Source organism: Rahnella sp. BCC 1045 (assembly GCF_019049615.1).
GTDB lineage: Bacteria > Pseudomonadota > Gammaproteobacteria > Enterobacterales > Enterobacteriaceae > Rahnella > Rahnella contaminans.
The window spans coordinates 46,614-72,553 of the sequence record NZ_JAFMOZ010000124.1; the positions used below are offsets into that span (position 1 = coordinate 46,614).

Annotated in this window: 24 protein-coding genes; 15 read left to right on the plus strand and 9 right to left on the minus strand. The window is 54.3% G+C overall.

All coding sequences use genetic code 11. The features are described from left to right. Position 1: 1 nt before the first annotated feature. Entirely contained in the window at positions 2-922 is a 921-nt protein-coding gene (gene znuA, locus J1782_RS11570) for a zinc ABC transporter substrate-binding protein ZnuA (protein ID WP_165057807.1), read from the minus strand. A gap of 95 nt (positions 923-1,017) precedes the next feature. Between znuA and znuC the strand changes: the two genes are divergently transcribed. Both znuC and znuB read left to right on the plus strand, forming a co-directional pair. After that, a complete protein-coding gene (gene znuC / locus J1782_RS11575) occupies positions 1,018-1,776 on the plus strand; it encodes a zinc ABC transporter ATP-binding protein ZnuC (RefSeq protein ID WP_104921747.1) in 759 nt (252 codons plus the stop codon). After that, positions 1,773-2,558: a zinc ABC transporter permease subunit ZnuB gene (znuB, locus tag J1782_RS11580; protein ID WP_152327050.1), complete on the plus strand. Its 786-nt coding sequence runs from the start codon at positions 1,773-1,775 to the stop codon at positions 2,556-2,558. The genes znuC and znuB overlap by 4 nt, the downstream gene beginning before the upstream one ends. 72 nt (positions 2,559-2,630) lie before the next feature. Here the strand turns inward: znuB and J1782_RS11585 are convergent, their stop codons facing one another. Continuing rightward, positions 2,631-3,977 carry a sodium:proton antiporter gene (locus tag J1782_RS11585; RefSeq protein ID WP_217153189.1) on the minus strand — a complete coding sequence of 449 codons (1,347 nt, stop codon included), beginning with the start codon at positions 3,975-3,977 and terminating at the stop codon, positions 2,631-2,633. A gap of 154 nt (positions 3,978-4,131) precedes the next feature. Between J1782_RS11585 and J1782_RS11590 the strand changes: the two genes are divergently transcribed. Further along, the gene (locus tag J1782_RS11590) at positions 4,132-4,437 is read left to right on the plus strand and encodes an EthD family reductase (protein ID WP_152327048.1); all 306 of its coding nucleotides are present in this window, start codon (positions 4,132-4,134) and stop codon (positions 4,435-4,437) included. A gap of 189 nt (positions 4,438-4,626) precedes the next feature. Next, complete coding sequence (locus tag J1782_RS11595) at positions 4,627-5,133, plus strand: DUF1003 domain-containing protein (RefSeq protein ID WP_152327047.1); 507 nt, start codon at positions 4,627-4,629, stop codon at positions 5,131-5,133. A gap of 73 nt (positions 5,134-5,206) precedes the next feature. Here J1782_RS11595 and J1782_RS11600 read toward each other — a convergent pair whose 3' ends face one another. Continuing rightward, a complete protein-coding gene (locus J1782_RS11600) occupies positions 5,207-5,533 on the minus strand; it encodes a hypothetical protein (protein ID WP_152327046.1) in 327 nt (108 codons plus the stop codon). 330 nt (positions 5,534-5,863) lie between these two features. Here J1782_RS11600 and J1782_RS11605 point away from each other — a divergent pair, with 330 nt between their 5' ends. The 4 genes from J1782_RS11605 (at position 5,864) to wrbA (ending at position 9,524) form a co-directional block, all read left to right on the plus strand. Next, positions 5,864-7,816, plus strand: coding sequence for a YadA C-terminal domain-containing protein (locus J1782_RS11605; protein WP_217153190.1), 1,953 nt, complete (start codon positions 5,864-5,866; stop codon positions 7,814-7,816). Positions 7,817-7,999: 183 nt separating this feature from the next. After that, the gene (locus tag J1782_RS11610; protein ID WP_217153191.1) at positions 8,000-8,413 is read left to right on the plus strand and encodes a hypothetical protein; all 414 of its coding nucleotides are present in this window, start codon (positions 8,000-8,002) and stop codon (positions 8,411-8,413) included. Next, the gene (locus tag J1782_RS11615) at positions 8,410-8,634 is read left to right on the plus strand and encodes a hypothetical protein (RefSeq protein WP_152327044.1); all 225 of its coding nucleotides are present in this window, start codon (positions 8,410-8,412) and stop codon (positions 8,632-8,634) included. Before J1782_RS11610 ends, J1782_RS11615 begins: the two co-directional genes overlap by 4 nt. A 290-nt stretch (positions 8,635-8,924) precedes the next feature. Next, the gene (wrbA, locus tag J1782_RS11620; RefSeq protein ID WP_217153192.1) at positions 8,925-9,524 is read left to right on the plus strand and encodes an NAD(P)H:quinone oxidoreductase; all 600 of its coding nucleotides are present in this window, start codon (positions 8,925-8,927) and stop codon (positions 9,522-9,524) included. Between the two features lie 173 nt (positions 9,525-9,697). Here wrbA and fusA read toward each other — a convergent pair whose 3' ends face one another. Next, positions 9,698-11,803 carry an elongation factor G gene (fusA, locus tag J1782_RS11625; RefSeq protein ID WP_208952007.1) on the minus strand — a complete coding sequence of 702 codons (2,106 nt, stop codon included), beginning with the start codon at positions 11,801-11,803 and terminating at the stop codon, positions 9,698-9,700. Between the two features lie 237 nt (positions 11,804-12,040). Between fusA and J1782_RS11630 the strand changes: the two genes are divergently transcribed. Beyond that, on the plus strand, positions 12,041-12,394 hold the full coding sequence (locus J1782_RS11630) for a helix-turn-helix transcriptional regulator (RefSeq protein ID WP_152327037.1): 354 nt from the start codon (positions 12,041-12,043) through the stop codon (positions 12,392-12,394). On the opposite strand, the gene J1782_RS11635 is transcribed toward J1782_RS11630, so the two are convergent. Beyond that, entirely contained in the window at positions 12,391-13,308 is a 918-nt protein-coding gene (locus J1782_RS11635; RefSeq protein WP_195815358.1) for a LysR family transcriptional regulator, read from the minus strand. The genes J1782_RS11630 and J1782_RS11635 overlap by 4 nt on opposite strands. 123 nt (positions 13,309-13,431) lie before the next feature. Here J1782_RS11635 and J1782_RS11640 point away from each other — a divergent pair, with 123 nt between their 5' ends. From J1782_RS11640 to J1782_RS11655, 4 genes are all read left to right on the plus strand, one after another. Next, positions 13,432-14,016 (plus strand): chromate transporter, encoded by a 585-nt coding sequence (locus J1782_RS11640; protein ID WP_217153208.1) that lies wholly within the window; start codon positions 13,432-13,434, stop codon positions 14,014-14,016. Then, positions 14,016-14,534, plus strand: a complete 519-nt coding sequence (locus J1782_RS11645) for a chromate transporter (RefSeq protein WP_152327036.1) — start codon at positions 14,016-14,018, stop codon at positions 14,532-14,534. Before J1782_RS11640 ends, J1782_RS11645 begins: the two co-directional genes overlap by 1 nt. Before the next feature lie 132 nt (positions 14,535-14,666). Then, positions 14,667-16,628 (plus strand): glycoside hydrolase family 3 protein, encoded by a 1,962-nt coding sequence (locus J1782_RS11650; protein ID WP_217153193.1) that lies wholly within the window; start codon positions 14,667-14,669, stop codon positions 16,626-16,628. Positions 16,629-17,026: 398 nt separating this feature from the next. Then, positions 17,027-19,144: a TonB-dependent siderophore receptor gene (locus J1782_RS11655; RefSeq protein WP_165057821.1), complete on the plus strand. Its 2,118-nt coding sequence runs from the start codon at positions 17,027-17,029 to the stop codon at positions 19,142-19,144. Between the two features lie 153 nt (positions 19,145-19,297). Here the strand turns inward: J1782_RS11655 and J1782_RS11660 are convergent, their stop codons facing one another. Further along, a complete protein-coding gene (locus J1782_RS11660; protein ID WP_152327033.1) occupies positions 19,298-19,888 on the minus strand; it encodes a TetR/AcrR family transcriptional regulator in 591 nt (196 codons plus the stop codon). A 38-nt stretch (positions 19,889-19,926) separates the two neighbouring features. Further along, complete coding sequence (locus tag J1782_RS11665; RefSeq protein WP_217153194.1) at positions 19,927-21,051, minus strand: HlyD family secretion protein; 1,125 nt, start codon at positions 21,049-21,051, stop codon at positions 19,927-19,929. Between the two features lie 81 nt (positions 21,052-21,132). Here J1782_RS11665 and J1782_RS11670 point away from each other — a divergent pair, with 81 nt between their 5' ends. Further along, positions 21,133-22,686, plus strand: a complete 1,554-nt coding sequence (locus tag J1782_RS11670; RefSeq protein WP_217153195.1) for a DHA2 family efflux MFS transporter permease subunit — start codon at positions 21,133-21,135, stop codon at positions 22,684-22,686. Positions 22,687-22,951: 265 nt separating this feature from the next. Next, complete coding sequence (locus J1782_RS11675) at positions 22,952-23,872, plus strand: L,D-transpeptidase family protein (protein ID WP_152327030.1); 921 nt, start codon at positions 22,952-22,954, stop codon at positions 23,870-23,872. A gap of 338 nt (positions 23,873-24,210) precedes the next feature. Here J1782_RS11675 and J1782_RS11680 read toward each other — a convergent pair whose 3' ends face one another. Beyond that, a complete protein-coding gene (locus tag J1782_RS11680) occupies positions 24,211-25,107 on the minus strand; it encodes a LysR family transcriptional regulator (RefSeq protein WP_165057825.1) in 897 nt (298 codons plus the stop codon). Beyond that, positions 25,108-25,929, minus strand: a complete 822-nt coding sequence (locus J1782_RS11685) for a M55 family metallopeptidase (RefSeq protein WP_152327028.1) — start codon at positions 25,927-25,929, stop codon at positions 25,108-25,110. Positions 25,930-25,940 lie beyond the last annotated feature (11 nt).

A 25,940-nucleotide genomic window follows, 5' to 3' on the forward strand; every position in this document is an offset into this window, starting at 1 on the left:
CTTACTTCAGGCAGCTCAAATACTGGTTCGTCAGCTGTGACAGGAAGTTCACGTAGCTGTCCGCGCCCAGTACAATGCCGCTCCCCAGCGGATCCAATGTGCCCATACGCACTTTTGTTCCCTGGGCAACAGCCGTTATGACGGCCGGCCTGAATTGTGGCTCAGCAAAAACGCAGGTCGCTTTTTGCTCAACCAACTGTGTTCGAATGAGATGTAAACGCTGTGCGCCAGGTTGTATTTCGGGATTGATCGTGAAGTGACCAAGTGGCGAAAGGCCGAAGTGTTTTTCAAAGTAGCCATAGGCATCGTGAAAAACAAAATATCCCTTACCCTGAACAGGTTGCAGAATACTACCAAGGTTTTTGTCAGCTTTTGTCAAGCCCTCTTCAAAATGCGACAAATTTGCATCTAATTGTTGCTTTTTCTGCGGCACGAGCTGCACGAGTTTGTTATGGATGACAATGGCGGTCTCACGGGCGATTTCCGGCGACAGCCAGACGTGCATATTGTATTCGCCGTGATGATGGTCCCCGTCGTCATGATCGTGGTCATGTTCATCATCATCGCTGCCTTTGATCAGCATCGGTTTCACCGCCGGAAGCGCGGCGATTTCCACCTGACGGTTCGGCGGCAACTGCGCGACCGATTTGGTCATAAACGCTTCCATTTCCGGCCCCACCCACACCACCAGATCCGCGGTCCGCATACGCTGAATATCCGAAGGTCGCAGCGCAAAATCATGCGGCGACGCGCCATCCGGCAATAATACATCGGTCGGCATTACGCCGTCGGCAATGGCGGCGGCAATAAATCCCAGCGGACGAACGGAGGCCAGAACGGCGGCCTGAGCGCTGTAAACCGCACCGGAACTGAGGATTGCGGCTGCCAGTAACATCCGTTTAACGCTTTTTTTCTGTATCATGCGGGGTGAACTCATCTTCGTGTTGGGGGAAAACTGGTTATTTTTCGCGAAACGCAATATTATAACATCCGATTTGTTCTGCAAGACCCTATGACATGCCCACATTAGCTACGCTTCAAAATATCTCGGTAACTTTCGGTTCTCGCCGCGTGCTGTCCAACATATCGCTGAGCCTGCAACCCGGAAAAATACTGACCCTGCTTGGCCCGAATGGCGCAGGGAAATCAACGTTAGTGCGCGTTGTGCTTGGCCTGATTGCGCCAACAGAAGGCACGATGACCTGCGAGCCGGGTTTACGGATCGGCTACGTTCCGCAAAAAATTCATCTTGATCCGACGATGCCGCTGACCGTCAGTCGGTTTATGCGCCTGAAACCGGGCGTGAAGAAAAGCGACATTTTGCCTGCGCTGAAGCGCGTTCAGGCGGCGCACCTTCTCGATCAGCCGATGCAAAAACTGTCCGGCGGTGAAAACCAGCGCGTTTTACTGGCGCGTGCGCTTCTGAACAGCCCGCAGCTTCTGGTGCTAGATGAACCGACGCAAGGTGTGGACGTCAACGGCCAGGTTGCGCTGTACAACCTTATCGACAACCTGCGCTGTGAGCTTGGCTGCGCCGTCCTGATGGTGTCGCACGACCTGCATCTGGTGATGGCGAAAACCGACGAGGTTTTGTGCCTGAATCAGCATATTTGCTGTTCCGGCTCGCCGGAAGTGGTGTCCACGCATCCTGAATTTATTGCCATGTTCGGCAACCGGGGCGCGGAGCAACTGGCGATTTACCGCCACAACCATAATCATCGCCACGACTTAAAAGGGAAGATTATTTTGCGCAACACCGGAGGTCGTGACGCATGATCGCGCTGTTATTACCCGGCTGGATCGCCGGTGTTTTGCTGGCGATTGCCGCCGGTCCGCTGGGCTCTTTCGTCGTCTGGCGCCGTATGTCCTATTTCGGCGATACGCTGGCTCACGCATCCCTGCTCGGCGTCGCATTTGGGCTGCTGCTCAACGTTAATCCATTTTACACCGTCATTGCTGTGACTTTACTGCTGGCAGTTTTACTCGTGGCGCTGGAACGCAAACCGCATCTGGCCGTCGATACCCTGCTGGGGATTATGGCGCACAGCGCATTATCACTCGGTCTGGTGGTGGTCAGCCTGATGTCCGGCGTTCGCGTCGATCTGATGGCGTATCTGTTCGGTGATTTGCTCTCGGTAACGTACAGCGATATCTGGATGATTGCCGCCGGCGTTACCATCGTGATTGCGGTACTTTGCTGGCAATGGCGGGCGTTACTGTCCATGACCATCAGCCCGGAACTGGCGCATGTCGATGGCGTAAACCTGCAACGTTCGCGGATTATTCTGATGCTGGTCACAGCGCTGACAATTGGTCTGGCGATGAAGTTTGTCGGTGCGCTGATCATCACGTCGCTGCTGATTATTCCTGCCGCCACGGCGCGCCGCTTTGCGAAAACGCCGGAACAGATGGCGTCAGTCGCCATTGTGATTGGCATTGTTGCCGTCACCGCGGGGCTTACGTTTTCGGCTTTCTACGACACACCGGCGGGCCCGTCCGTGGTGCTTTCCGCCGCCGTGCTGTTTATGCTCAGCCTCGGCAAAAAGCAGATTGCCTGACGGTAACATCATTGCAGAAACGCCTGTAAAAACGGACGCCCTGAGCGTCCGTTTTCATTTGTATCTTCTTTATTATTCTTTTTGCGCCCTCGCCGCCTGCCTCGCCTGACGCCAGTGCAGCACCGGCGACACCGTCAGTCCGTGGATCACCACGCTGGCAACAATCACCGTAAAGGCAATGTTGGTCATGTAATTGGCTTCTGCGCCGTGCAGTCCGTGCGTCCAGGCGTAAGCGATGTAATTCATACTGCCGATCCCACGGATACCAAACCAGCCAATCATCAGCCGCCGTCCGTGCGGCACACGGATGCCAAGCGTCGTGAGATAAACGGCCAGCGGACGGACAACGATAAACAAAATCGCGGCGATCAGCAGGCCCATTGGTTCCCAGTGTTCCGCCAGCGTAATCCCCAGCACCATCACAATCCCGGCGGCAAACAGCCGTTCGATGGTATCGCCGAATGAGAGTGCATCGCCAACCATCAGCCCGATAGAATTTTGCGGCATTTCCGCCTGCATATTGTGGCGCTGATGCGGATTCACCATCCCTTCCGCTGGCGGTGGACGCCGCCCTTCTTCCAGATCTTCCGGCGGATGCAGCGACACCACGCGCACCTCGGCGCTGCGCAAACCGACACCCGCTGCAAAAGCCGCCAGAAATCCGGACGCATCAAGGCTTTGCGCGGCGGCATAACTCAGCGCAATCAGCGCCAGCGCAAGAAAATCACTCGGCGCAACCGTGCGCTGTCTGCTGTGAAAACGTGTGGCGCTCAGCCCGACCAGTTTCCCCATCGCAAAACCAATCCCCAGCCCGCCGAGCAGTGCCCAGACAACATCGCGCCACGCCCAGTGCCAGATGGCTTCTGATGACAACCCTTCGTGCGCGGTAAACAGCATTAACGCCAGCATCAGAACCGGCAACGCCGAGCCGTCATTCATTCCTGCTTCGCTCGACAATGCAACCCGCAGGCCGTCATCATCATTCGCATCGTTGACCGCAATCATGCTCGCCAGAACCGGATCCGTCGGCGCGATAATCGCCCCCAACGCCAGCGCCAGTGGCCAGGAAATTCCGGTGATATAATGCGTAATCACGGTCACGCATAACACCGTCAGCAGCATCGCCGGGAACGCCAGCACCGCGCCGACGCGCCAGCTTTGCGAACGGAAAGGCAACCGGAGCTTGAGGCCGGTAATAAAGAGCGAAGCCGCCATCGCGATTTCAGTAAAGCGCGCGGTGAGCGTTGAATACGCTACCAGATCGACATGAAGTAAATCTAAAACCCAGGGGCCGCAGACAATCCCCGCCGCCAGATACAATCCAAAAGTCGTCACCGGTCCGCGGGAAATCCATCCCGACGCCAGTGACATAATCAAGAGCAATCCTCCGACTGCCGCTGTCCAACCTAAAAATCCCATGCGTAACCCATAATAAGTATTAATCTCTTAAGCTTAGTACATGTCATCAACTGGGTGATTTTTCAGATAAAGTGCATCGGGCACAAATCGCGCGGCGCGTCTGTTACCTGTACGCTAAAATGAATTTTTATCCTGAATTAAGGTTGCACTGAAATTGATTAAATACAGCGTGTTATACCCAAACATTGAAAACGGCTACTTTGATCACGATTACTATCGCGACGTGCATCTGCCGCTGATCAAAAGCCGTATGGGTGAATATTGTCATTCTTACTCTATCGATAAAATCCAGGCGGGCGCACCTGCTGATACCCCGTTCATCGCTGCCTGCCATATTTACTGCCATTCGATGGAAGATTTCGCTAAAGGCATGGAGGGAAATGTGGAGGATTTCGTGGCAGACGTGGCGAACTTTACCAATATCGAAGCGGTGAAGATGATTTTTGACGTGGTTGTCTGACCGGCATTTTTTCATCACATAAAACGCTTCGCGCCGTCAACTTTATCGATAAAACAATAAGTCAGAATAGAGGTTACACCTTGTAAAACTTTATTCTGCTTATTAAGGTTTTTTTGCGGGCTGCGCGCTATTTTATCCGGTGTTATTGACTACGATTAAATAACCTAATCACCGTATGAAAGCACCATCATGGATACAAAATCGCGGCGTCAGCTCACTGTATTAAGAAAACAAAGTAAGAAGGAACACGAAGAACTGCTGGCAGACCCCGCTGACTGCGAGCAGGAGAAGACTTTCGGTCAGCGCATGGCCGATGCAATTACCGGCGGTATCGCTACCTGGACTTTCATACTCATCCAGACTGCTATTATCATCGGCTGGACGACTTATAATATTGCGATTAAAAAAACTGGATTCGATCCCTACCCGTTCGTTTTATTAAACCTGTTCCTGTCATTCCAGGCGGCATATACGGCTCCGGCAATTATGATGAGCCAGAAACGCCAGAATATTAACGACAGTCGCCGCGCCGAAATGGAATCCAACGTCAACGTTAAAACTGACCTTGAACTCTATGCGCTGCATGAAAAAATAGATGCAATGAAAGATATTGAAATCGCCGAATTAAAGAACAGTATCCGCGAATTAATGGAAGAGTTACGCAAAATGCCTTCCACAGTCCCTAAAAGTGCCTGACCCTTTTTACTGATAAAGACGGTCAGAGTGGCCGTCTTTATGATCGTTTTAACGCACTTTTCTTCAGCAGAAATTACTTCGTCAGCAACCGTTTGATAGGAGCACTCGGTTCGCGCCTGATGGTATGTAAAAATACCTGCGCCTTGTCGTTGACTGCATACTCCGCCGTCACACCAAAATCCTGCACCATGGCCCACTTTTCAAACATCTCAGGGTCACTTTCACGCATAAACCATAGCATTCTGATTGCCGTTACGGCCACCTGAGGAATTTGTGTCACTGTGCCGTTTATCCACTTGTTTAAAGTGCTGCGTGGCAACCCCAGCAGAATACACAACGCGGGTTGTTCGATTCCCAGCCGCTGAACATAGTCCAGGAAGTCATTTGCGTTATCTGCCATCCACTTATCTCCCGTTTTATAAACCCCGAACATTGTACAAGAATCCCGTAGATATTTCATCCCGTCGCTATTCGCTACGAAAATTCCTATTTTTTTACATTTCAGATACGCCGATTTGTGTCCACTAGCTACAAATAAGCGCGCTAAGTGAAACATCTTCATGTAGCGCTATAACTTTACGTTTCTTGACATAAGTCAAATGACCGGTGAATGCGTGAAGCAAGTCACATTCACGGCATGTATGATTTTCGAAAAGAGACAAAAACAGCGTTCTGATAACGCTTCTTATTTGTCGCTAACAGATACTTATTTCAATGTCGGAAAAAACTCATGAACGCTCAGGTAACAGAACGCAACGCACAAATCATTGCTGCTTACACAGCAGGGAACATTAATAAAACGGAATTGGCGCGATACTTTGGTGTGTCCGCTTCTACAGTACGGAGAGTTCTGGCGGGAATTGTGATGGGAATGACTGCAGCCTCAGCTGCACATGCTGATGCAACACAAGACTTCCAACAATTAATTTCAAGTAAAGGCGTGAATTCCCCTCAGGTAATAGAGTACTGGGGCACGCTTGACCGGACTGCGCAGGAAAATATTATCGCCAAATTTCCTTGGTTAAAAACTGATGCGTTATATCAGGTCAATCAAACACCCGTTCTGACACCACAGGCCATACAGCAAATTGCGCCGCCAAAAAACCCGGCGGTTCCGGCGCAGATCCCACAACTGATACCGCAGGCCACTCCGCAACTCACCCCGACAAAAATCCCGGCGGTTCCGGCGCAGATTGTGCAACTGACACCGCAGGCCACACCGCAATTCACCCCGACAAAAAACCCGGCGGTTCCGGCGCAGATCGTGCAACTGACACCACAGGCCACACCGCTACTCGCACCGACAAAAATCCCGGTGGTTCCGGCGCAGATCGTGCAACTGATACCACAGGCCACACCGCTACTCGCACCGACAAAAATCCCGACGGTTCCGGCGCAGATCGTGCAACTGACACCGCAGGCCACACCGCTACTCGCACCAACAAAAATCCCGGCGGTTCCGGCGCAGATCGTGCAACTGACACCACAGGCTGCCCCGAACGCTGCCAACTATGATGTTCACCAGCAGGATGACCTGAGAATTAAATTTGCCCAGGCAAGAGAATTCCAGGCTCACGCTGCCCGGTACAATGTTGTTATCCCGGAAACCTTTGAAGGTCGCGCCAATGCCGCGCATGAGCGTGTTCTGACCCGCTTAAAATATAACGCCGTAACTCAGGGACAAGCCGAACAGGCTCAGGCTGCCCTGACGGCTGACAAATACGACGTTAAGCAGCGCCAGCAGGATGACCTGAGAATTAAATTTGCCCAGGCCAGAGAATTCAAGGTTCACGCTGACCGGTACAACAGTGTCCCGGATACTCAGACTGACGAAGCACAAGCAAGACAGCGGCTGTTAACTGATAACAAATATGCAGGCGCTTTAGAGAAACAAGGTCAGTACGCCCATGATGCCAAGCAAGATAATTCCATCGAGGCGAATACTCTTGGTTTGCAACATGACCAAAAGCTGAATCAAGAAAATGCTGATGAAATTCATGGGCAAGAATTAGCTCAGGCAAATCGTGAGCGTACAGCACAACAGCACGTCGCTTTGCTATCTGCGGTGACTGATGATGCCGCGCAAACCGACAAAAATGTTCTAAAGGTTGCTGAAGGAACGGCGAAGGTTCTGGACCAGCAAACTAATGAACATGCTCAACGTATGTTGTCAGCCCGCAATGAAGCTATCGAGCAGAATGCATCCGACAAAGATACTGTACAGCAAGTCACTTCAACACCTGCTCAACAACCGGTGGTCAAACAAGAAGTTCGCTCAACGTATTACGACAAGGAGATCACCGCGCTTAATGATGAAGCCGGGCAGGCTCACGCGGAAGTACTAGCCGAATCACACAGTCGCGCGGTAGGTGACGCTAATACGCTGGATCAGGCGAACGACTACACCAATAAGAAATTCTCTGACCTGAAATCTCAGGTTGATGACAACAAAAAAGATGCCGCAGCAGGATCTGCCTCTGCACTGGCCGCTACCGGTATCCCACAAGTCACGGATTCACAGCATTTCGCCCTAGGTGCTGGCGCGGGTTCTTATAACGGCGAAAGCTCAGTTGCAGTTGGATTCTCCGCCCGTGTGAATGATCACGTCGTTACCAAGACAGCGGTAACAGGTGATACACAGCAGAACTTTGGTGTTTCTGCCGGTGTTTCTTACGGTTGGTAAAAGAGTGATTCTGGCAGTCTGCGGGCTGCCTTTTCTGAAATCACTGACAATAAGAAGTACTCACACGGTCAGGTTTATTACGGGGGATAATATGATAATTGAAATTGAAAACTGCAGCTGGTTTGAACATGCAGAATTCTTATACGCGGGTAAAACTCCACTAAGTCACGGGAGCGATCTTTGATGAAAACATTACTTATCACTTTGACTCTGTTACTCGCCGGCTGCACCACCCAGGCATCCAGAATGGCGGACTGTCAGTCGCAAGGCATATCTAAAGACACCTGTTATATGGCGGAACAGAACCGTCAGACCGCAAATCAGAGTGCAGCGCTGAAGCAGGCGATGGAAAACTCGGCGAAGCAATATGCTCAGGCCACTAAGAAAATTGTGCATGCCCGCATTAAGGGGATAGATGTCAAAATCTTTCCCGCAGATAAACAAGGGTACATCGAAGGGACTGCCGCATACCTTGATGAAGATAATGCGGATGCTCAGGTTTATCGCAAAGGTATTTTCACAGCGATTTATTACAAGCGTACCCATAAGCTGGTTTTAATGCGTAACGGACAGATTTACGGAAGGACGCCGATATGAAAAAACACCACACCGACCAGTTCAAACATCTTGCGCCCGAGCAGCAGTTTACTTGCCTGAAAATGTTGCAACGTGTTGAAGAAACACCCTTGTCTCACGGTGTCACTGGCGTTGCGGTGTCGGTGATAATGAAAGATGGTCATACCGCCACACTCAGTAAATTCATCGCTCAACCGGATGAAGTCTCAGTACTGGTCAGCTGGGAAAAAGAAAGAGAATAATGCACTCTGACTACCTTTTATATGCCCCCCTCCGCCTGCCAAAACCGCACTTCTATCCTAGTATGTAGACGTGCGAAATACGCCTTGCCTGCATCATTGCCCTAATTAATTGACGAGCCTGTTCAAAAATTTGCGTTTGTAACTCATGCGTTTTGGGCGGACGATGAACTCTCTTACTCATGACAGGCGCAGGAGTAAAAGTGGGATTTTTAAGTGAATTTTTCGCCCGTATCACCGGCGCTAAAACCAGTCCGGCTACGGTAAAAACATCACCTCAACAGGAGTTTAAAATGGCAAAAGTACTGGTTCTTTATCATTCTATGTACGGTCATATTGAAACAATGGCGCAGAGTGTTGCTGAAGGCGCACGCAGCGTTCCAGGTGTTGAAGTCACGATAAAACGCGTTCCTGAAACGATGCCGGAAGAAGCCTTTAAGGCTGCCGGTGGCAAAACCGGTCAGACCGCGGAAGTCGCCTCCCCCGCAGAACTTGGCGATTACGATGCCATCATTTTCGGCACACCAACCCGCTTTGGCAACATGACCGGCCAGATGCGCACTTTCCTCGATCAAACGGGCGGCCTGTGGGCCAAAGGCGCACTGGCAGGCAAAGTCGCCAGCGTATTCAGTTCCACCGGCACCGGCGGCGGCCAGGAAATGACCATCACCTCCACCTGGACCACACTTGCTCATCACGGCATGATCATCGTGCCAATCGGCTACACCACCCCTGAATTGTTCGATATTTCACAGGTCCGCGGCGGGACGCCTTATGGCGCGACCACTATCGCCGGTGGCGACGGTTCACGTCAGCCAAGTGCAGAAGAGCTGCGGATTTCCGTGCATCAGGGTAAACACGTGGCGACCATTGTCAGTAAACTGGTCAGTTAAATAAACGCATAAGATAAGGCGCAGAAGTGTGCGCCTTTCATTCCTTTTCGTAAGCACCTCATCACAAGCTCCTCATCACAAGTTCCTTTAGTAGGTTCAGCACTCTTTCCACGACTAAAAAAAACGGCCCTTGCGGACCGTTTTGTCTTGAGCGGAGATTACGCCGGTTTTACTTATTTACCACGCGATGCAATGATGTTTTCTGCAACATTGCGCGGTGCTTCGGCATAGTGATTGAACTCCATGCTGTAGGTTGCACGACCTTGCGACATCGACCGCAAAACGGTGGAATAACCGAACATTTCCGACAGAGGAACTTCGGCTTTGATAATTTTCCCACCACCGCCCGCAATCTCCTCCATGCCCTGCACCGTACCGCGACGCGACGACAAATCGCCCATCACGCCACCGGCGTACTCTTCCGGGGTTTCCACTTCGACTTTCATCATCGGCTCGAGGATAACCGGATCTGCCCGTTTAGCTGCTTCTTTGAAACCAAAGATGGCCGCCATTTTGAACGCCATTTCCGAAGAATCGACCTCGTGGTATGAACCGAACGTCAGCGTCACTTTGACATCGACCACCGGATAACCGGCCAGAATGCCGTTGTTCAGCGCTTCCGTGACCCCTTTTTCTACAGCGGGGATATAGTCGCGCGGCACCACGCCACCTTTAGTCGCATCGACAAACTCAAACCCCGTGCCTGCCGGCAACGGTTCGAGCGTGAAGACCACATGACCGTACTGACCTTTACCGCCAGACTGACGCACAAATTTCCCTTCCACATCTTTCACCGTTTTGCGCACCGTCTCGCGGTACGTGACCTGCGGTTTACCGATGTTGGCTTCCACGCCGAACTCACGTTTCATGCGGTCAACGATAATCTCAAGATGCAGTTCGCCCATTCCGGAAATGATCGTCTGGCCGGATTCCTCATCAGTCCGGATGCGGAACGACGGGTCTTCTGATGCCAGTCGTGACAGCGCGATGCCCATTTTTTCCTGGTCAGCCTTAGTCTTCGGCTCGATGGCTTGCGAAATCACCGGATCCGGGAATTCCATACGCACCAGCGTAATAATGTCACTCGGGTCGCACAGCGTTTCACCGGTGGTGACATCTTTCAGGCCCACACAGGCCGCGATATCACCGGCACGGATTTCATCTATCTCGATGCGGTCGTTGGCATGCATCTGCACGATACGCCCGATGCGTTCTTTCTTGCCGCGCACCGGGTTGTAGACGCTGTCGCCTTTTTTCAGCACGCCGGAATAAACACGGACAAACGTCAGCTGGCCGACATAGGGGTCAGTCATCAGTTTGAACGCCAGCGCCGAGAACTTCTCGTTATCGTCGGAATGACGGAACACTTCGTTGCCATCCTCGTCCGTACCGGCAACCGGCGGAATATCCAGCGGAGACGGCATCAGTTCAATCACAGCATCAAGCATGCGCTGCACGCCTTTATTCTTGAACGCGCTGCCACACAGCATCGGCTGGATTTCCCCGGCGATGGTGCGCAGACGCAGACCTTGGGTAATTTCATCCTCCGTCAGCGTGCCTTCTTCAAGATATTTATCCATCAGCGCGTCGTTGGCTTCCGCAGCAGCCGAGACCATTTTCTCGCGCCACTCTTCCGCCAGCGCCTGCAACTCTGCCGGGATCGCTTCATAGGTAAAGGTCATACCTTGTGTCGCGTCGTCCCACAAAATGGCGCGCATTTTGCGCAAATCCACCACGCCGGTGAAATGCTCTTCTTTACCAATCGGAATAACAATCGGTACCGGATTGGCTTTCAGGCGGTCCACCATCATCTGGCGGACACGAAAGAAATCTGCGCCCTGGCGGTCCATTTTGTTGACGAACGCCAGACGCGGCACTTTGTATTTGTTGGCCTGACGCCAGACAGTTTCAGACTGCGGTTGCACGCCGCCCACGGCGTCATACACCATGACCGCACCGTCGAGAACGCGCATGGAACGTTCCACTTCAATAGTGAAATCCACGTGCCCCGGCGTGTCGATAATATTAATGCGATGCTCATCGAACGAGTGATCCATCCCGCGCCAGAAACAGGTGACAGCAGCAGACGTGATGGTAATACCGCGCTCCTGCTCCTGAGCCATCCAGTCTGTGGTCGCACCGCCGTCATGCACTTCTCCCAGCTTATGGTTCATGCCGGTATAGAAAAGAATACGCTCGGTGGTGGTGGTTTTACCTGCGTCGATGTGTGCTGAGATACCGATATTGCGGTAGCGCTCGATTGGCGTTTTGCGAGCCATATAACGTCCTTACTGGTTGATGGCTAAGTTGGCGGAGAGTGGTTTTCACGTCCCGTCACAAAGTAATGAGTACTAAACTTCTTAGTGCGGAGAGTATACTACAATTGTACGTGTATATTCGTACAATTAATTTATTCTATCGATGAAATTGGTCAGAGGCCGTCGCGTTGTACAGCAGCAGAGGGATAGGCTATATTGCGCGGCCGCGTTAACACACGTCTAAGTAAGGAAAGTCCGATGATAGCCAACCACCCTGAACGCGAGCAGATCCGTCTCGAAAATGTGCTGACTGCGCTGGGAAATCCGCTACGTCTGGCGGTGATCCGCACCTTAGCGAAAGGCGGTGAACACCCGTGCGGCACCCTTTTGCAGGGCTTATCGAAATCGACGCTGACTCACCACTGGCGCGTGTTGCGTGACAGCGGCGTGATCTGGCAGCGCCCGGACGGACGCGCTAACTTACTTTCCCTGCGCCGTGAGGATCTGGACGCCCGCTTCCCCGGCCTGCTCGATTGTCTGCTCAGCGCCATCGAATCCGACGGCATTACCGTCGAATCCACGCAAAAACACATCTCCGAGCAACACCTTTAATCTCCGGCCAGCTGCTTTCTGACCAGCTGACAAAACGTACTTATTATAGACGATGCATGGCTGTCTTCCCGCCGTGCGAGATATAACGGCGCGCTGAGCCGCGTACTGGCATCCAGCGGCAAAAACACCACGCCGTCGCCACCGAGCCGCGTCATGGACGCCGGAACAATCGAAATCCCCAGCCCCGCGCCGACCAGACTCAGGCACGACGTCAGCCGTGGCGCTTCCTGCACAATATGCGGGCTGAATCCGGCGCGGACATACGCCGCAAGTATCGCATCGTACAACCCCTGCCCGGCGCGGCGACGGTAAAGCACAAAGGGTTCGTTGCTCAGTTCTTCGAGTTTCAGCGGCTGACCGGAAACCCGCGCAGCCAGCCGGTGTCCGGCGGGAACAGCGACCCACATTGGCTCCTCCAGCACCTTTTCCATCTCCAGCTCCGGCATGTCTTTGACCGGCATGCGCACAAACGCCACGTCAAGTTGCCCGGCCACCACGGCTTCCAGCAACTCGCCGCTGCCGCTTTCCTCAAGCTGCGTGCTGACAGACGGATAAATCTCGCGATACCGGCGTAACAGCGCGGGCACAAACGTATGTAATGCCGCCGAGCTGGTGAACCCAATCCGGATGCGCCCCTGTTCGCCCTGTGCCGCGCGGCGCATCGCTGCATTCAGTTGCTCCGCCCGCGCCAGTACGGCGCGCGCTTCCTGCAACAACACCTCACCGGCTTCGGTCGGGATCACCCCGCGCGGCAAACGCTGCAATAAAGGCACGCCGAAATCCTGCTCCAGCCCCTGCAACAGGCGCGTCAATGGCGGCTGCTGAATAAACAATAGTTCGGCAGCGCGGGTAATACTGCCGGCTTCCACCACGGTGACAAAGGCGTTAAGCCGTTTCAGTTCGATCATTGCCATACTCACAGGGTATCTATCCGCGTTATTAAAGGCATTAGACATCATGTCACGACTGCGCGCATGATCCGTAACGAAATTTACGCCTCTGGCGGCTTTGAATTACATTTGAGGGAGAGTGTCGAGATGGCCGATTACACGCAGGAAAAAATCATGCTCATTACCGAAGACCAGACTGCGCCCGCACCCGATTGCGGACAACTTTTCATGGGCTTTTTCATTTTGGGTCTGACGGGCTTTGGTGGCGTACTGCCGATGGCACGGCACATGCTGGTGGATAAACGCCGCTGGCTGACCGCTGCACAATTCACCGAATTGCTCGGGCTGTGCCAGTTTTTGCCCGGCGGTAATATCATCAATTTGTCGGTCGCATTGGGGATGGAATTTCGCGGGCTGCGCGGTGCGCTTTCCGCCATTCTCGGACTTATTCTCGCGCCGACGATTTGCGTCGTGCTGCTGGGTCTGGTCTATGCGCGTTATCAGAATGAGCCGCTGGTAGAACATCTGTTCGCCGGTATGGCCGCGGCGGCGGCGGGATTACTGTTATCCACGGGACTCAAAATGCTCGCGCCGCTGTGGGGAAAATGGCTGCAACTGGCGCTGGTCGCCGCGGGCGTCATCGCCATCGCCGCGTTCCGTATCCCGATGCTGCCGGTCATGCTGGTGCTGGCACCGGTCAGTATTTTTATCTGCGCAAGGAGTAAATACTGATGGCCGTTTTACTCTCACTCGCCCTGCTGTTTACCGAGCTTTCGCTGCTGGCGTTTGGTGGCGGAAATACCATTCTCCCCGAGATGCAGCGCGCGGTTGTGGATATCCATCACTGGATGAGCGCGCAGGAATTCAGCGCCCTGTTTGCCCTGGCGCAGGCCGCGCCGGGCCCGAATATGATGATCGTGCCCCTGATTGGCTGGCAGGTTGCCGGGTGGTCCGGGCTGCTGGTTTCTTCGCTGGCAAAATTCGGCCCGTCTTCCATCGTGACAATTATCGTCATGGGCGGCTGGAAGCGTTACAAAGATAAACCGTGGCGTCAGCTTATTCAGCGCGGGCTGGTGCCGGTCACCGTCGGGCTGGTAGTCTCCAGCGGATTGTTAATCGCCAAAGCCTCCGCCACCACAATGACCCTCGCCGGTGTGATTGCGCTGTGTACCCTGATGGCGCTTAACAAACGCATTCACCCGCTGTGGGTACTGGCGGTGGGCGCGGTATTGGGGATGGTGCTGGGCTGAATTATTTTACGGGGCGCAATGCCCCTATCACCTGAGGATTTTTATTTGCGAACCCGGTCGCAATATCCAGCCCGCAAATAGGTTATTGATCGATGATTGAGTATCTATATATATCAATCATTAAGGATGATAATGAAGATCAAACCTCTGAGCCTGGCTGTTTCTGCCTTGCTACTTTCCTCCCCGCCCGTTTTCGCCAGTGAGACTCAGCCCGAACTCAGCCAGCGTGAAACCACGTTACTGACCGTTGACGGCCTGAAATTCAAAGACCTCAGTCACACCGGCAAACTTGAACCCTATGAGGACTGGCGGCTGACGCCTGAAGAACGCGCAGCGGATCTGGTAAAACGCATGACGCTTGAAGAAAAAGCCGGTGTGATGATGCACGGTTCCGCGCCAACGGGTGACAGCCCCATCGGCGCCGGTACGCATTATGATATGAAGGCGGCGGAAAAGATGATTTCCGGGGCAAAGGTCAACAGCCTGATCACCCGCCTTTCCGCTGAAGACCCGGCGCTGATGGCCGAAGAAAATAATAAATTGCAGCAGATTGCTGAAAAAACGCGGCTCGGTATTCCGGTGACTATCAGCAGTGACCCGCGTAACTCGTTTGAATATCTGACCGGCGCGAGCACGGCTTCCGGCAAATTTACCCAATGGCCGGAAACGCTCGGGCTGGCGGCCATTAATAATGAAAAAGTCACCCGCCGTTACGCCGATATTGTGCGTCAGGAGTACCTGGCCGTCGGTATTCGCGAAGCGCTTTCGCCGCAGGCGGATCTGGCAACCGAACCCCGCTGGGCGCGCATCAGCGGAACTTTTGGCGAAGACCCGGCGCGCGTGCATAACATGGTGCGCGGTTACATTGAAGGGATGCAAAACGGTGGCGATGGTCTCAATTCCGGCAGCGTCATTTCGGTGGTCAAACACTGGGTCGGTTACGGCGCAGCGGAAAACGGCTACGACAGCCACAATGTCTACGGCAAGAACGCCGTCTTCCCCGGCAATAATCTCAAAGAACATATCTACCCGTTCACCGGCGCGTTTGAAGCCAACGTCGCCAGCGTCATGCCCACCTATTCCATCCTGAAAAATGCCATGTTTGAAGGCAAACCGCTGGAACAGGTCGGTGCCGGATTCAGCCATCAGTTACTGACCGATATTCTGCGCGGGCAATACGGTTTTAAAGGCGTGATCCTCAGCGACTGGCTGATCACCAATGATTGCAGCGATGAATGCCTCAACGGTGCGCCGGAAGGAAAAGAACCGGTGCCGGGCGGCATGTCGTGGGGCGTGGAAAACCTGACGCCGCAAGAACGTTTTGTTAAAGCGGTGAAAGCCGGTGTCGATCAGTTCGGTGGCGTGACCGATTCGCAACTGCTGGTGAACGCGGTTAATGAGAAACAGCTGACAGAGCAACGTCTGGACGAATCCGTCACCCGCATTCTGGTACAGAAATTCCAGACCGGCCTGTTTGAAAATCCGTATGTGGACGCACAGAAAGCGGTGCAAACCGTGGGCCGCGAGAGCTGGCAGAAAGAAGCCGATGCGGCGCAACGTCACTCCCTGGTTTTGCTGCAAAATACCGGTGACCTGTTGCCGCTGAAAAAAGGTAAGAAAGTCTGGCTGTATGGCATTGACCCGAAAGCCGCACAGGCCGCAGGTTTCATCGTGGTGGATGCGCCCGAAAAGGCGGATATCGCGTTGATCCGCGCCCATGCGCCTTATGAGCAAACGCATAAACAGTGGTTCTTCGGCAAACGTCACCACGAAGGTTCGCTGGCCTTTACGGATGACAACGCCGATTATCAGGCCATCGTGAAAGCCAGCAAAGCAGTGCCGACCGTGGTGACGGTGTATCTCGACCGCCCGGCCATTCTCACTAACGTGAATGACAAAGCGAAAGCGGTTATCGGTAACTTCGGCGTCAGCGACGCGGTGCTGTTCAGCCGCCTCACCAGCGGTGAGGCTTACACCGGCAAGCTGCCGTTCGAGCTGCCTTCATCGATGGAAGCCGTTTTGAAACAGAAGTCGGATATGCCGCACGACAGCGAATCACCGTTGTTTGAGATTGGCTTTGGTCTCGCCCGGTAAACTGTCTTTCAACTTCCTGCCGTCCCGGCATCTGCCGGGATGGTGCTTTTGAAAACTGGCCCTGTTCCCTCCGGTTCTCCCGCACATTTGTAACAGACATCAGCCCGCAAAACTTTCCCTCTGCTCGTTAAACAAACAAAAAGGCCATTCATTTCATGCGGATAAAATGTCGCCACTTCACACTTTTTGCAGAAAGTTCACTTGAATTTGTAAAATAACAATGATAACAATTATCATTAAGTTTAACATTCGTCTCGTTTTAGTTAATCCCTGTCATTTTCTGTACAGGCGCTTTAGTACGGAACGTTGTTGGCTTTTGGGTTTACACACACGCATCAATACACTCGCATCAATTAATTACTCGATTATTTATCGGGTTATTTATAGGGACTATGAATATGTTGTTGGCTTTCCCCCTCAAACGCTCGGTGCTTCTGTGCGCTATGGCGCTGTCCGTTCCGGCAGCTTCTCTTGCAGCCGAAGATACCGTCGTTGTCAAAGCCGCGCCTGCTGATACCGCAGATGCTCCGACGCAGGGTTACAGTGCGAAAACCAGTAAAAGCGCGACCAAAACGGATCAGCCGTTAATCACTACCGGTCAGGCGGTTTCTGTGGTCACGCGTCAGCAAATGACTGACCAGAACGCCACGACCGTCAATGCGGCCCTGAACTATACGCCGGGCGTTTTCACCAACTTTGCCGGTGGTGCAACGCGTTATGACACCATCTCCCTGCGCGGTTTCCACGGCGGTGACGTCAACAACACTTTCCTTGATGGCCTGCGTATTCTGAGCGACGGCGCGACCTACAACTCCATTCAGGTTGATCCGTGGTTCCTTGAGCGTATTGATGTGGTCAAAGGCCCGTCTTCTGCGCTTTACGGCCAGAGCATCCCCGGCGGTGTGGTGATGGAAACCACCAAACGTCCGCAATTTGCTGAAGAAGGTCACTTCCAGCTTTCCGGCGGGACACAAAACACCAAAGGCGGCGCGTTCGATTACACCAATGCGCTCAGCGATACGCTGGCATTCCGTCTGACCGGTATGACCCGCAGCAGCGACACGCAGTACGATCATCAGCGCGAAGAACGTTATGCGATCTCCCCGCAACTGCTGTGGACGCCGGATGAAAACACTTCCCTGTTGCTGCGCGCGTATCTGCAAAAAGATCCGTCCGGCGGTTATCACGCCGCCGTTCCGGCCGACGGCAGCCTGTATGGCCAGAAACTGAGCCGTGGCTTCTTTGACGGCGAAAGCACCTACAACCAGTTCAAACGCTGGGAACAAATTTACAGCTACGAATTCCAGCACACATTTAACGATGTCTGGTCATTCCGCCAGAACACCAACTACACCCATTCCAATACCGAACTGGATCAGGTGTATCAGGCAGGCTGGAACGCGGATCGCACGCTGATGAACCGTTACTATTCCGGTGAGAAATCGTCCCTCGATACGTTTGCTATCGATAACCAGCTGGAAGCTGATTTCGCCACCGGCGAAGTCGCGCACAAAGTGGTGCTCGGCTTTGACTATTCTCACTTCATAAACGACGTGAAATCTGACGGCGCTTACGCCGAAACGCTTAACCCGTACACCGGCGTTGGCGGTGATGCACTGGATTATTACAGCCACTCACGCGGCAAAAACCGTTACGAGCAGATGGGCACTTATCTGCAAGATGAGATGAGCTGGAACAAGTGGTATCTGACCCTGTCAGGCCGTTACGACACCCTGAAAACGTCGAGCCGCAGCTACGAAAGTATTTACGCGCAAACCTCCAACAGCGAACGTAAAGACGAACACTTCAGCAGCCGCGCTTCCCTGCTTTATGCGTTCGACAACGGGATTTCTCCGTACGTCAGCTACAGCCAGGCAATGACGCCGTCTGCCCTGCCGGGCGCAGATGGCACGCTGCTGAAACCGATGCAGAGTGAGCAATACGAAGCGGGGATCAAATACCAGCCGGTGGGTACGTCCGATATGTACACCGCCGCGCTGTATGACCTGACGCAAAAAGACGTGGGTAACCGCGTGGTTGTGGGCAGCTACTACGAGCCGGCGGGTAAAATCCGTTCACAGGGTCTGGAACTGGAAGCCAAGAAACAGGTCACCGAGCGTTTCAACGTGATGGCGGGTTATACCTACAATAAAGTCCGTATCCGCGACGCGGCGGAAAACAACGGCAACACGCCGTACGTGACGCCAAAACAGATGGCTTCCATCTGGGGTCAGTACAACACGCCAATCGGTGTGGATCTGGGCGCTGGCGTTCGTTACATCGGCACACAATGGGCGGATAACGAAAACACCCGTCACATGCCTTCCGCAACCCTGGTTGATGCGTCACTGCGTATGAATCTGGTGCAGTTCAATCCGCAGCTGAAAGGCGCGTATGTGCAGCTGAACGCCAACAATCTGTTCGACAAGAAATACGTCGCGGCCTGTTACGGCACCAGCTATTGCTACTGGGGTCAGGAACGTACCGTGGTCGCCACTGTCGGTTATGATTTCTGATAGCTTTTTCAGCTCCTCCCCCTGCGAAGGGGGAGACTGGGAGGGGGTTTTAAGGGCTAACACCTTGTTTAAGAAAACCTTAACTTTTTGATTTAGAAATTAATACCCCACCCCAACCTTCCCCTTCGCAGGGGAGGGAGCGATTCTGAGAGTTTATTCTTCCGGCAAATTTAGCCGCGCCATCAGCGCTTTCTTCGCACTTTCCAGCAACGCATCCGACGCCTCGCGATCGGGTTCGCATCGCGCCAGCGATAAACTGCCCATCAGCTCCGAACTGACTGACACCGCCGTCGTCTGCGGATCTTCCACGCCCATTTCAGTCAGCTGGCGGATAATCATGCCGCGGATTCTTTCAATCCCGCGTGCAAATTCAGCCTGACAAGGTGCCGACATGCGGGGCGTTTCTGACGCCAGCGCGGAAACCGGACAACCCTGCGCGCGGTTGTCGCGATGCCACGGGGAAAGGTAGAAATCGATATAGCCCGCCAGTTGTTGCTGCGCGGTCAGTCCCTGATTATTTTTCTCCCAGCGCAGCATCACCTGATTAAACATCTGCTGAATGGCGGCTTCGATCAGGGCGTCTTTCGAGGCAAAGTGCGCGTAAAACCCGCCATGTGTCAGCCCGGCTTTGCTCATCACGCCCGCCACGCTGACCTGCAACGGCCCTTTGGCGCGGATGGCTTTCGCAGCTTCCTTCACAATCCGCTCGCGGATTTTAGGCTTATGTTCACTTTCGTAGCGCATAGTAAGACCCTGATAATCGAATAAATTGCCGCCTCAGTTTACCTGACCGGTTCCGTTAACGAAACGCGCGCATCGACAGACAGACCCGGCCTCAGTGCGCTGGCTTCCGGCTGACCGGGATCCAGACGAATACGCACCGGCACGCGCTGGACAATTTTGGTAAAATTGCCGGTGCCGGGCTCAAACGGCAGCAGGGCAAACGTTGATCCGGAACCGGGCGCAAGGCTGTCCACTTCCCCGCGGAACGTCACGCCGGGCAACGCATCTACCTGCACATCGGCTTTCTGGCCGGGCTGCATTCTGCCGGTCTGTGTCTCTTTAAAATTGGCGGTGACGTAAATCCCTTCATCGGGCACCAGCGCCATCAGCCGCTGGCCGGGTGTCACATAATCGCCGACCTGCACCTGACGGTTTCCGACCACGCCATCCACCGCCGCAAAAATTGTCGTATGGTTGAGATCCTGCTGCGCCAGATCTTCTGCCGCCTGCGCTTTCACCACCGCCGCATTTGCCAGCGCCAGCGCCGCTTCAATTTCAGCGCGCTGCGCGTGCGTCACCGCCGCCTGATTTTGCGCGACATTCAGCATGGCAGCCGCGTGTGCCGAGGTCTGTTCCGCCGTCACCGCCACGGTTTTATAGCGATCCGCATCATTACGGGACGTCGCGCCACTGACCGCCAGCGACTGATACCTTTGCTGCTCGGCCTCGGCGTGCTGTTGTTCGGCTTTCGAGGAGCGGATGGCGGTTCGCGCCGCATCGATTTGCGTCAGCGCCAGCTGTTCCTGCGCCTGCTGGCTGAGCAGCGCCGCCTGCTGCTGCGCGACCTGCGCACGGGCATCATCCAGATCGCCCCGCGCGGCGGCCAGACGCGCCGTAAATTCTTCGCTGTCGATAAGCACCAGTTTATCGCCGGCATGAACCTGCTGGTTATGCCGCACCAGCACTTGCGACACAAAACCTTTCACTTTTGGCGCAACGGTGGTCGCGTCGGCCGTCAGATACGCATCGTCGGTGGATTCTGAAGAAGGCGCCGCCATCAGCCAGGCCGCCCCGCCGAGCGCCACAGCCAGCGCAACCGCACTGACCACCCAGATACGTTTTGATCGCTTATTCACTTTTGACTGCGGGGGGACAACCTCACCACTCACTATTGCTTCGCTCATTTTTTCTCGCACCTCATTGCATGATGGATATCATATTAATATGATGATCATCATATAAACAAGTCCCGGGATCTCACAAATATGTCAGCCACCCTGAATCACCCCGCCGCGATCTCGCCAGCGGATTACCCGACATCACGCAAGTTTCTGATTTTCAGCATAATGGCGTTCGGCATGTTTCTGGCGTTGATCGACATTCAGATCGTCGCCGCTTCGCTTAATGATGTCCAGGCCGGGCTTTCCGCCGGGCCGGATGAAATCAGCTGGGTGCAAACCTCATACCTGATCGCCGAACTGGTGATGATCCCGTTCTCGGCATTTCTGGCGCAGGCGCTTTCGACCCGCTGGCTGTTCAGCGCGTCCGCCGCCCTGTTTACGCTCAGCAGCATCGGCTGCGGATTGTCTTGGAATATTGAGTCGATGATCTTCTTCCGCGCGTTGCAGGGCTTTACCGGCGGCGCGATGGTGCCGACGGTTTTCGCAACCGGCTTCGCCATGTTTCAGGGCAAACAGCAGGCGATCATTCCGGCGATCCTCGGGATGGTCAGCGTGCTGGCACCGACGCTTGGGCCGACCGTGGGCGGCGTGGTGACGCAGGTTCTCGACTGGCGCTGGATCTTCTTCATCAACATATTACCCGGCGTGCTGGTGGCGACCGGCGCGGTGATGTTCATCCACGTCGATAAAGCCGATTTTTCGATGCTCAAACGTATCGACTGGGTGCATTTATTTTCGATGGCCGTCGCTCTCGGCTGCCTGGAGTACGTGCTCGAAGAAGGCCCGCGTATAAACTGGTTCAGCGATCCGCAGATCCAAATTTCAGCCTGGTTTTCGCTGGTGGCCTTTGTTCTGTTTCTCGAACGTTCCTTCTATTCCAAAAACCCGATTGTACGCCTGACGCCCTTTCGCGATCCGACCTTTACCTTCGCCTGTTTATTCAATCTGGTCGTGGGTTTTGGTTTGTACGCCTCGACCTACCTGACACCGGTTTTCCTCGGCCGTATCCGTGATTTCAACAGCCTGGAAATTGGCACGACGGTCTTTGTCGTTGGCGTCGGGCAGTTTTTCAGTACCCTGATCGCCGCGAGATTAATCAACCGCGTCGATCGCCGGATATTAATCACTGTGGGATTATCCGGTTTCGCGCTGAGCTTATGGCTGACGACCGCCGTCACACCTTATTGGGGCGCGGAACAGTTTTTCTGGCCGCAGGTCGTGCGCGGATTATTCATTATGTTGTGCATCGTGCCGAGCGTGAATATGGCGCTGACTGCCTTTCAGGGGCCGGAACTGCGCTATGCCTCAGGCTTGTTTAACCTGATGCGAAATCTGGGCGGCGCTGTCGGTATTGCGACGGTGAATACCTGGTTGCAGGACTGGACGCGCGTTCACGCGGCGCGTTTCGGTGAAAGTCTTGGGCAATACGGCGACCACGCGCAGGACGTGATTGGATCGCTGTCGCAAAAAATCGGCCACCTGACGCCGGACACCGCACACGCGTTGCTGATGGCTAAAGGTCTGTTCGGCGCAAAAGTGGCGGCGCAATCCCTGACGCTGGCTTTCAACGATATCTTCCAGGTCATGGCGTGGATGTTCATTGCTGCGCTGGTGATGGTGCCGTTTTGCCGTAAATGAGGGTGGAAATGTGAAGCAATTGTGCAGGCAGCCGCAAAAAATGCGGTTGCCGGAGGGAACTTTTCGAACAGGGTGAGAAAGCTTTGGCCTGTTTGAAATAAATCCTTATAATTGGCGGCCCTGAAATGCGATTCGTTACAGTTACTGAGTCCCTTTCAAGAGCTATGTGCAAGTACACTATTCCTCCGGGCGGAAACTTCCGCATCGGGGGGAAATCAACATCCTGACAACAACTGCCAGTGTGGCATTAACGACCAACGAAAATATGAAAATGAGCATTCGCGCAATCCTTACCCTGGTTTTGGCAGTTGCTGCATATAGCCAGGCGTCTTTTGCTGTGGTCTATCCTCTTCCGGCGAACAATGGTCGTCTGGTCGGTGAAAACATTACGGTAACCGTTCCGCAGGGCAGCAGCCTGCCGCTGGAACATTTTGCAGCGCAATACCAGATGGGTTTGAGCAACATGCTCGAAGCCAACCCTGGCGTTGACCCGTTCCTGCCAACGCCGGGCACCGTGCTGACCATTCCTCAGCAACTGATCCTGCCGGAAACGCCACATGAAGGCATCGTCATCAACAGTGCTGAAATGCGTCTGTATTACTACCCGAAAGGCACCAATACCGTTGTCGTTCTGCCAATCGGTATCGGCGAACTGGGCAAAGACACCCCGATGAACTGGGTGACGACTGTACAGCGTAAAAAAGCGGGCCCGACCTGGACCCCGACTGCAAAAATGCATCAGGAATATGCCGCCCGTGGTGAGTTCCTGCCAGCAGTCTTCCCTGCCGGCCCGGACAACCCGATGGGGCTGTACGCGCTGTACGTTGGCCGTCTGTATGCGGTTCACGGTACCAATGCCAACTTCGGTATCGGCCTGCGCGTAAGCCACGGTTGTGTGCGTCTGCGTGACGCAGATATCAAATGGCTGTACGACAATGTGCCGCAAGATACCCGCGTTCAGTTCATCAACGAGCCGGTGAAAGCCACCGTTGAGCCGGACGGCAAACGTTATATTGAGATCCACAACCCGCTGTCTTCCAACCAGGAAGAGTTTGATTCCCAGCAGCCGATTCCGATTACGCTGACCGGCAGCGCAAACACCGTTGCATCGTCTCCGTCTGTTAACCAGACTGTAGTTCAGCGCGCAATCGAGATGCGTGCAGGTATGCCGGTGCAAATCAACTAACATTGATTGGTTGCTGACTTAGAAAGCCCTGAAACTGTTTCGGGGCTTTTTTTTGGGATTTTTTTAGGGGTTACCCTAAGACCCGTTTTCATAAGCTTGATTGAGAAGGTTTTGGTTTTTCACTGGCAGTGAGGCGCTTTAGAAGGATCGAGAAAATTTCGGTTTTTTAGTGGCAGTGATCGCTCAGCGGCGGCGTTTGCGGCACTAGCCGGAGGTGCTGAAACATGGCCAGCGAGCGATAGCGGGCAGTAAAAGAGCCGGAGATTCTTAAGAGGCGCGGCGACAGGCGCCTCTTAAGGCCAGTTTGGGTGGCAACCCAAGGTGTTGAACTCAGGAATTCAAAAGCCCCCTTTTTCCTCCCCAAGCTCCCACAATTTCCGCCGAATCAGCTGTTTCAACCTTAACGCGGCCTGTGAAGCCGGCTGATCTCTCCTGCTCAGCAGGATCACCTCAAACGGCAATGCTTCCACGACGGGCACAATCTTCAGCTGATCGACGTATCGCCGGGCGGTAAACGTATCGACGACGCCAACACCGCCGCCTGCCAGCACCATGTCGGCAATCACGGAATAGGTTTTGATGAACAACGCGGAATGCGGCATCAGGCCGTTCTCGCGCAGGACGCGGTTGAGCACCTGCCCGAGCGGATCCTGCTGCTGGAGCATCAGTAAGTCGTTTTCACACAGCCACGCCAGCGATACCGGGCCTTCGACCTCAGCATCTTTCGGTAATAGCGCCACCATGTTGGCCTGATAAATCGACTCGGCCACCAGTTCCTGCGTGGCCTGCTCGCCGAACGCCAGCGCAAAATCCATTTTGTATTGCAGCAGATCCTGACTCAGCGTGTTGAAATGCCCGGTCACCAGTTCGACGCTACCGCCGGGCGTCTGGCGGCGAAAATCCACCAGCACCGGTGCCATCACGCTGTGCCCCAGCGCGTGCGCAGAGCCGATGCGCACATGCTGGCCCTCGCCCTGACGCAGCTGCTCTGCCAGTTCGCCAATCGCCTGAATATGGCTGAACAACGCCTCGACTTCCGGCATCAGACGGCGGCCTTCGGGCGTGACGATCAGTCCCTGAGGCGTGCGGTCAAAAAGCGTGAAACCCAGCTGCTGCTCGGCGTGGTTCAACACGCGGCTGACGTTGGGCTGCGAAACGTTGAGCAGGCGCGCCGCGCCGCTGACGCTGCCCGCCTGTAAGACCGCCTGAAAGACTTCAATGTGGCGTAAGCGCATTTATTTCTGCGTCGTCGCAAGGTAAGAAAATGCGCTTAACAGGCTGATAATATTGGCAACGTTCGGGCTGTGATAGCCGACGGTGACGGCGTCGATGCGCTCAACGCCTGGGATCAGACTGAACAAGTCGGCCAGAACCGGTTTGGCGGCCATCAGCTCCAGATGGTACGGCCCGCTGAATCTTCCGGCGGTGAGCGGCGCGGGTTTGCTGACGGCAATCGTCGCCTGCTTACGGATTTTGGCGCAGGCAATTGACGGGCTGTCGGATTCGGCGGCATTGGCGGAAATCGCGCGTTTTACGCAGACGTACTGGGATTCCGGGTAATGGCGGCGGATCCAGGTTTCGAGATGATCGTCGCCGGTCACCAGCCATAGCGGAACATTCAGTTCGGCACCGGCGGCGGCATACAAATCACTTTCACCGACCACGTTGCCGTTGAGTTTGACGCGATAGAAGGCGCGGCCATTAATCGTATGCGCCAGTACGCCGTTTTCTCCGGCGGCGGTGTGATAGCCGACAAACATCAGGCCGTCGTATTGCTGCTGTTGCAGGCCTTCAACCATCGATAATCCGCGCGGTTTGCCCTGTACCAGACGGGCGCGCGGATCGATTTTGTCCGCACGCAGGTTCTGCATCATGGCGTGGCTGTCAGCGACCGTGACTTCGGTTGCACCACCGGCAAATGCGCCGTCAATGGCGGCATTCACTTCGCCTTCCATCAGCGCCCGCGCGGCCTCGTAATCCGCATTGCCCGGGCTGCATTGCTCCGGACGCATCACACCCGCAATACCTTCGATGTCAGCAGAGATAAAGATTTTCATAATGGGTTCCC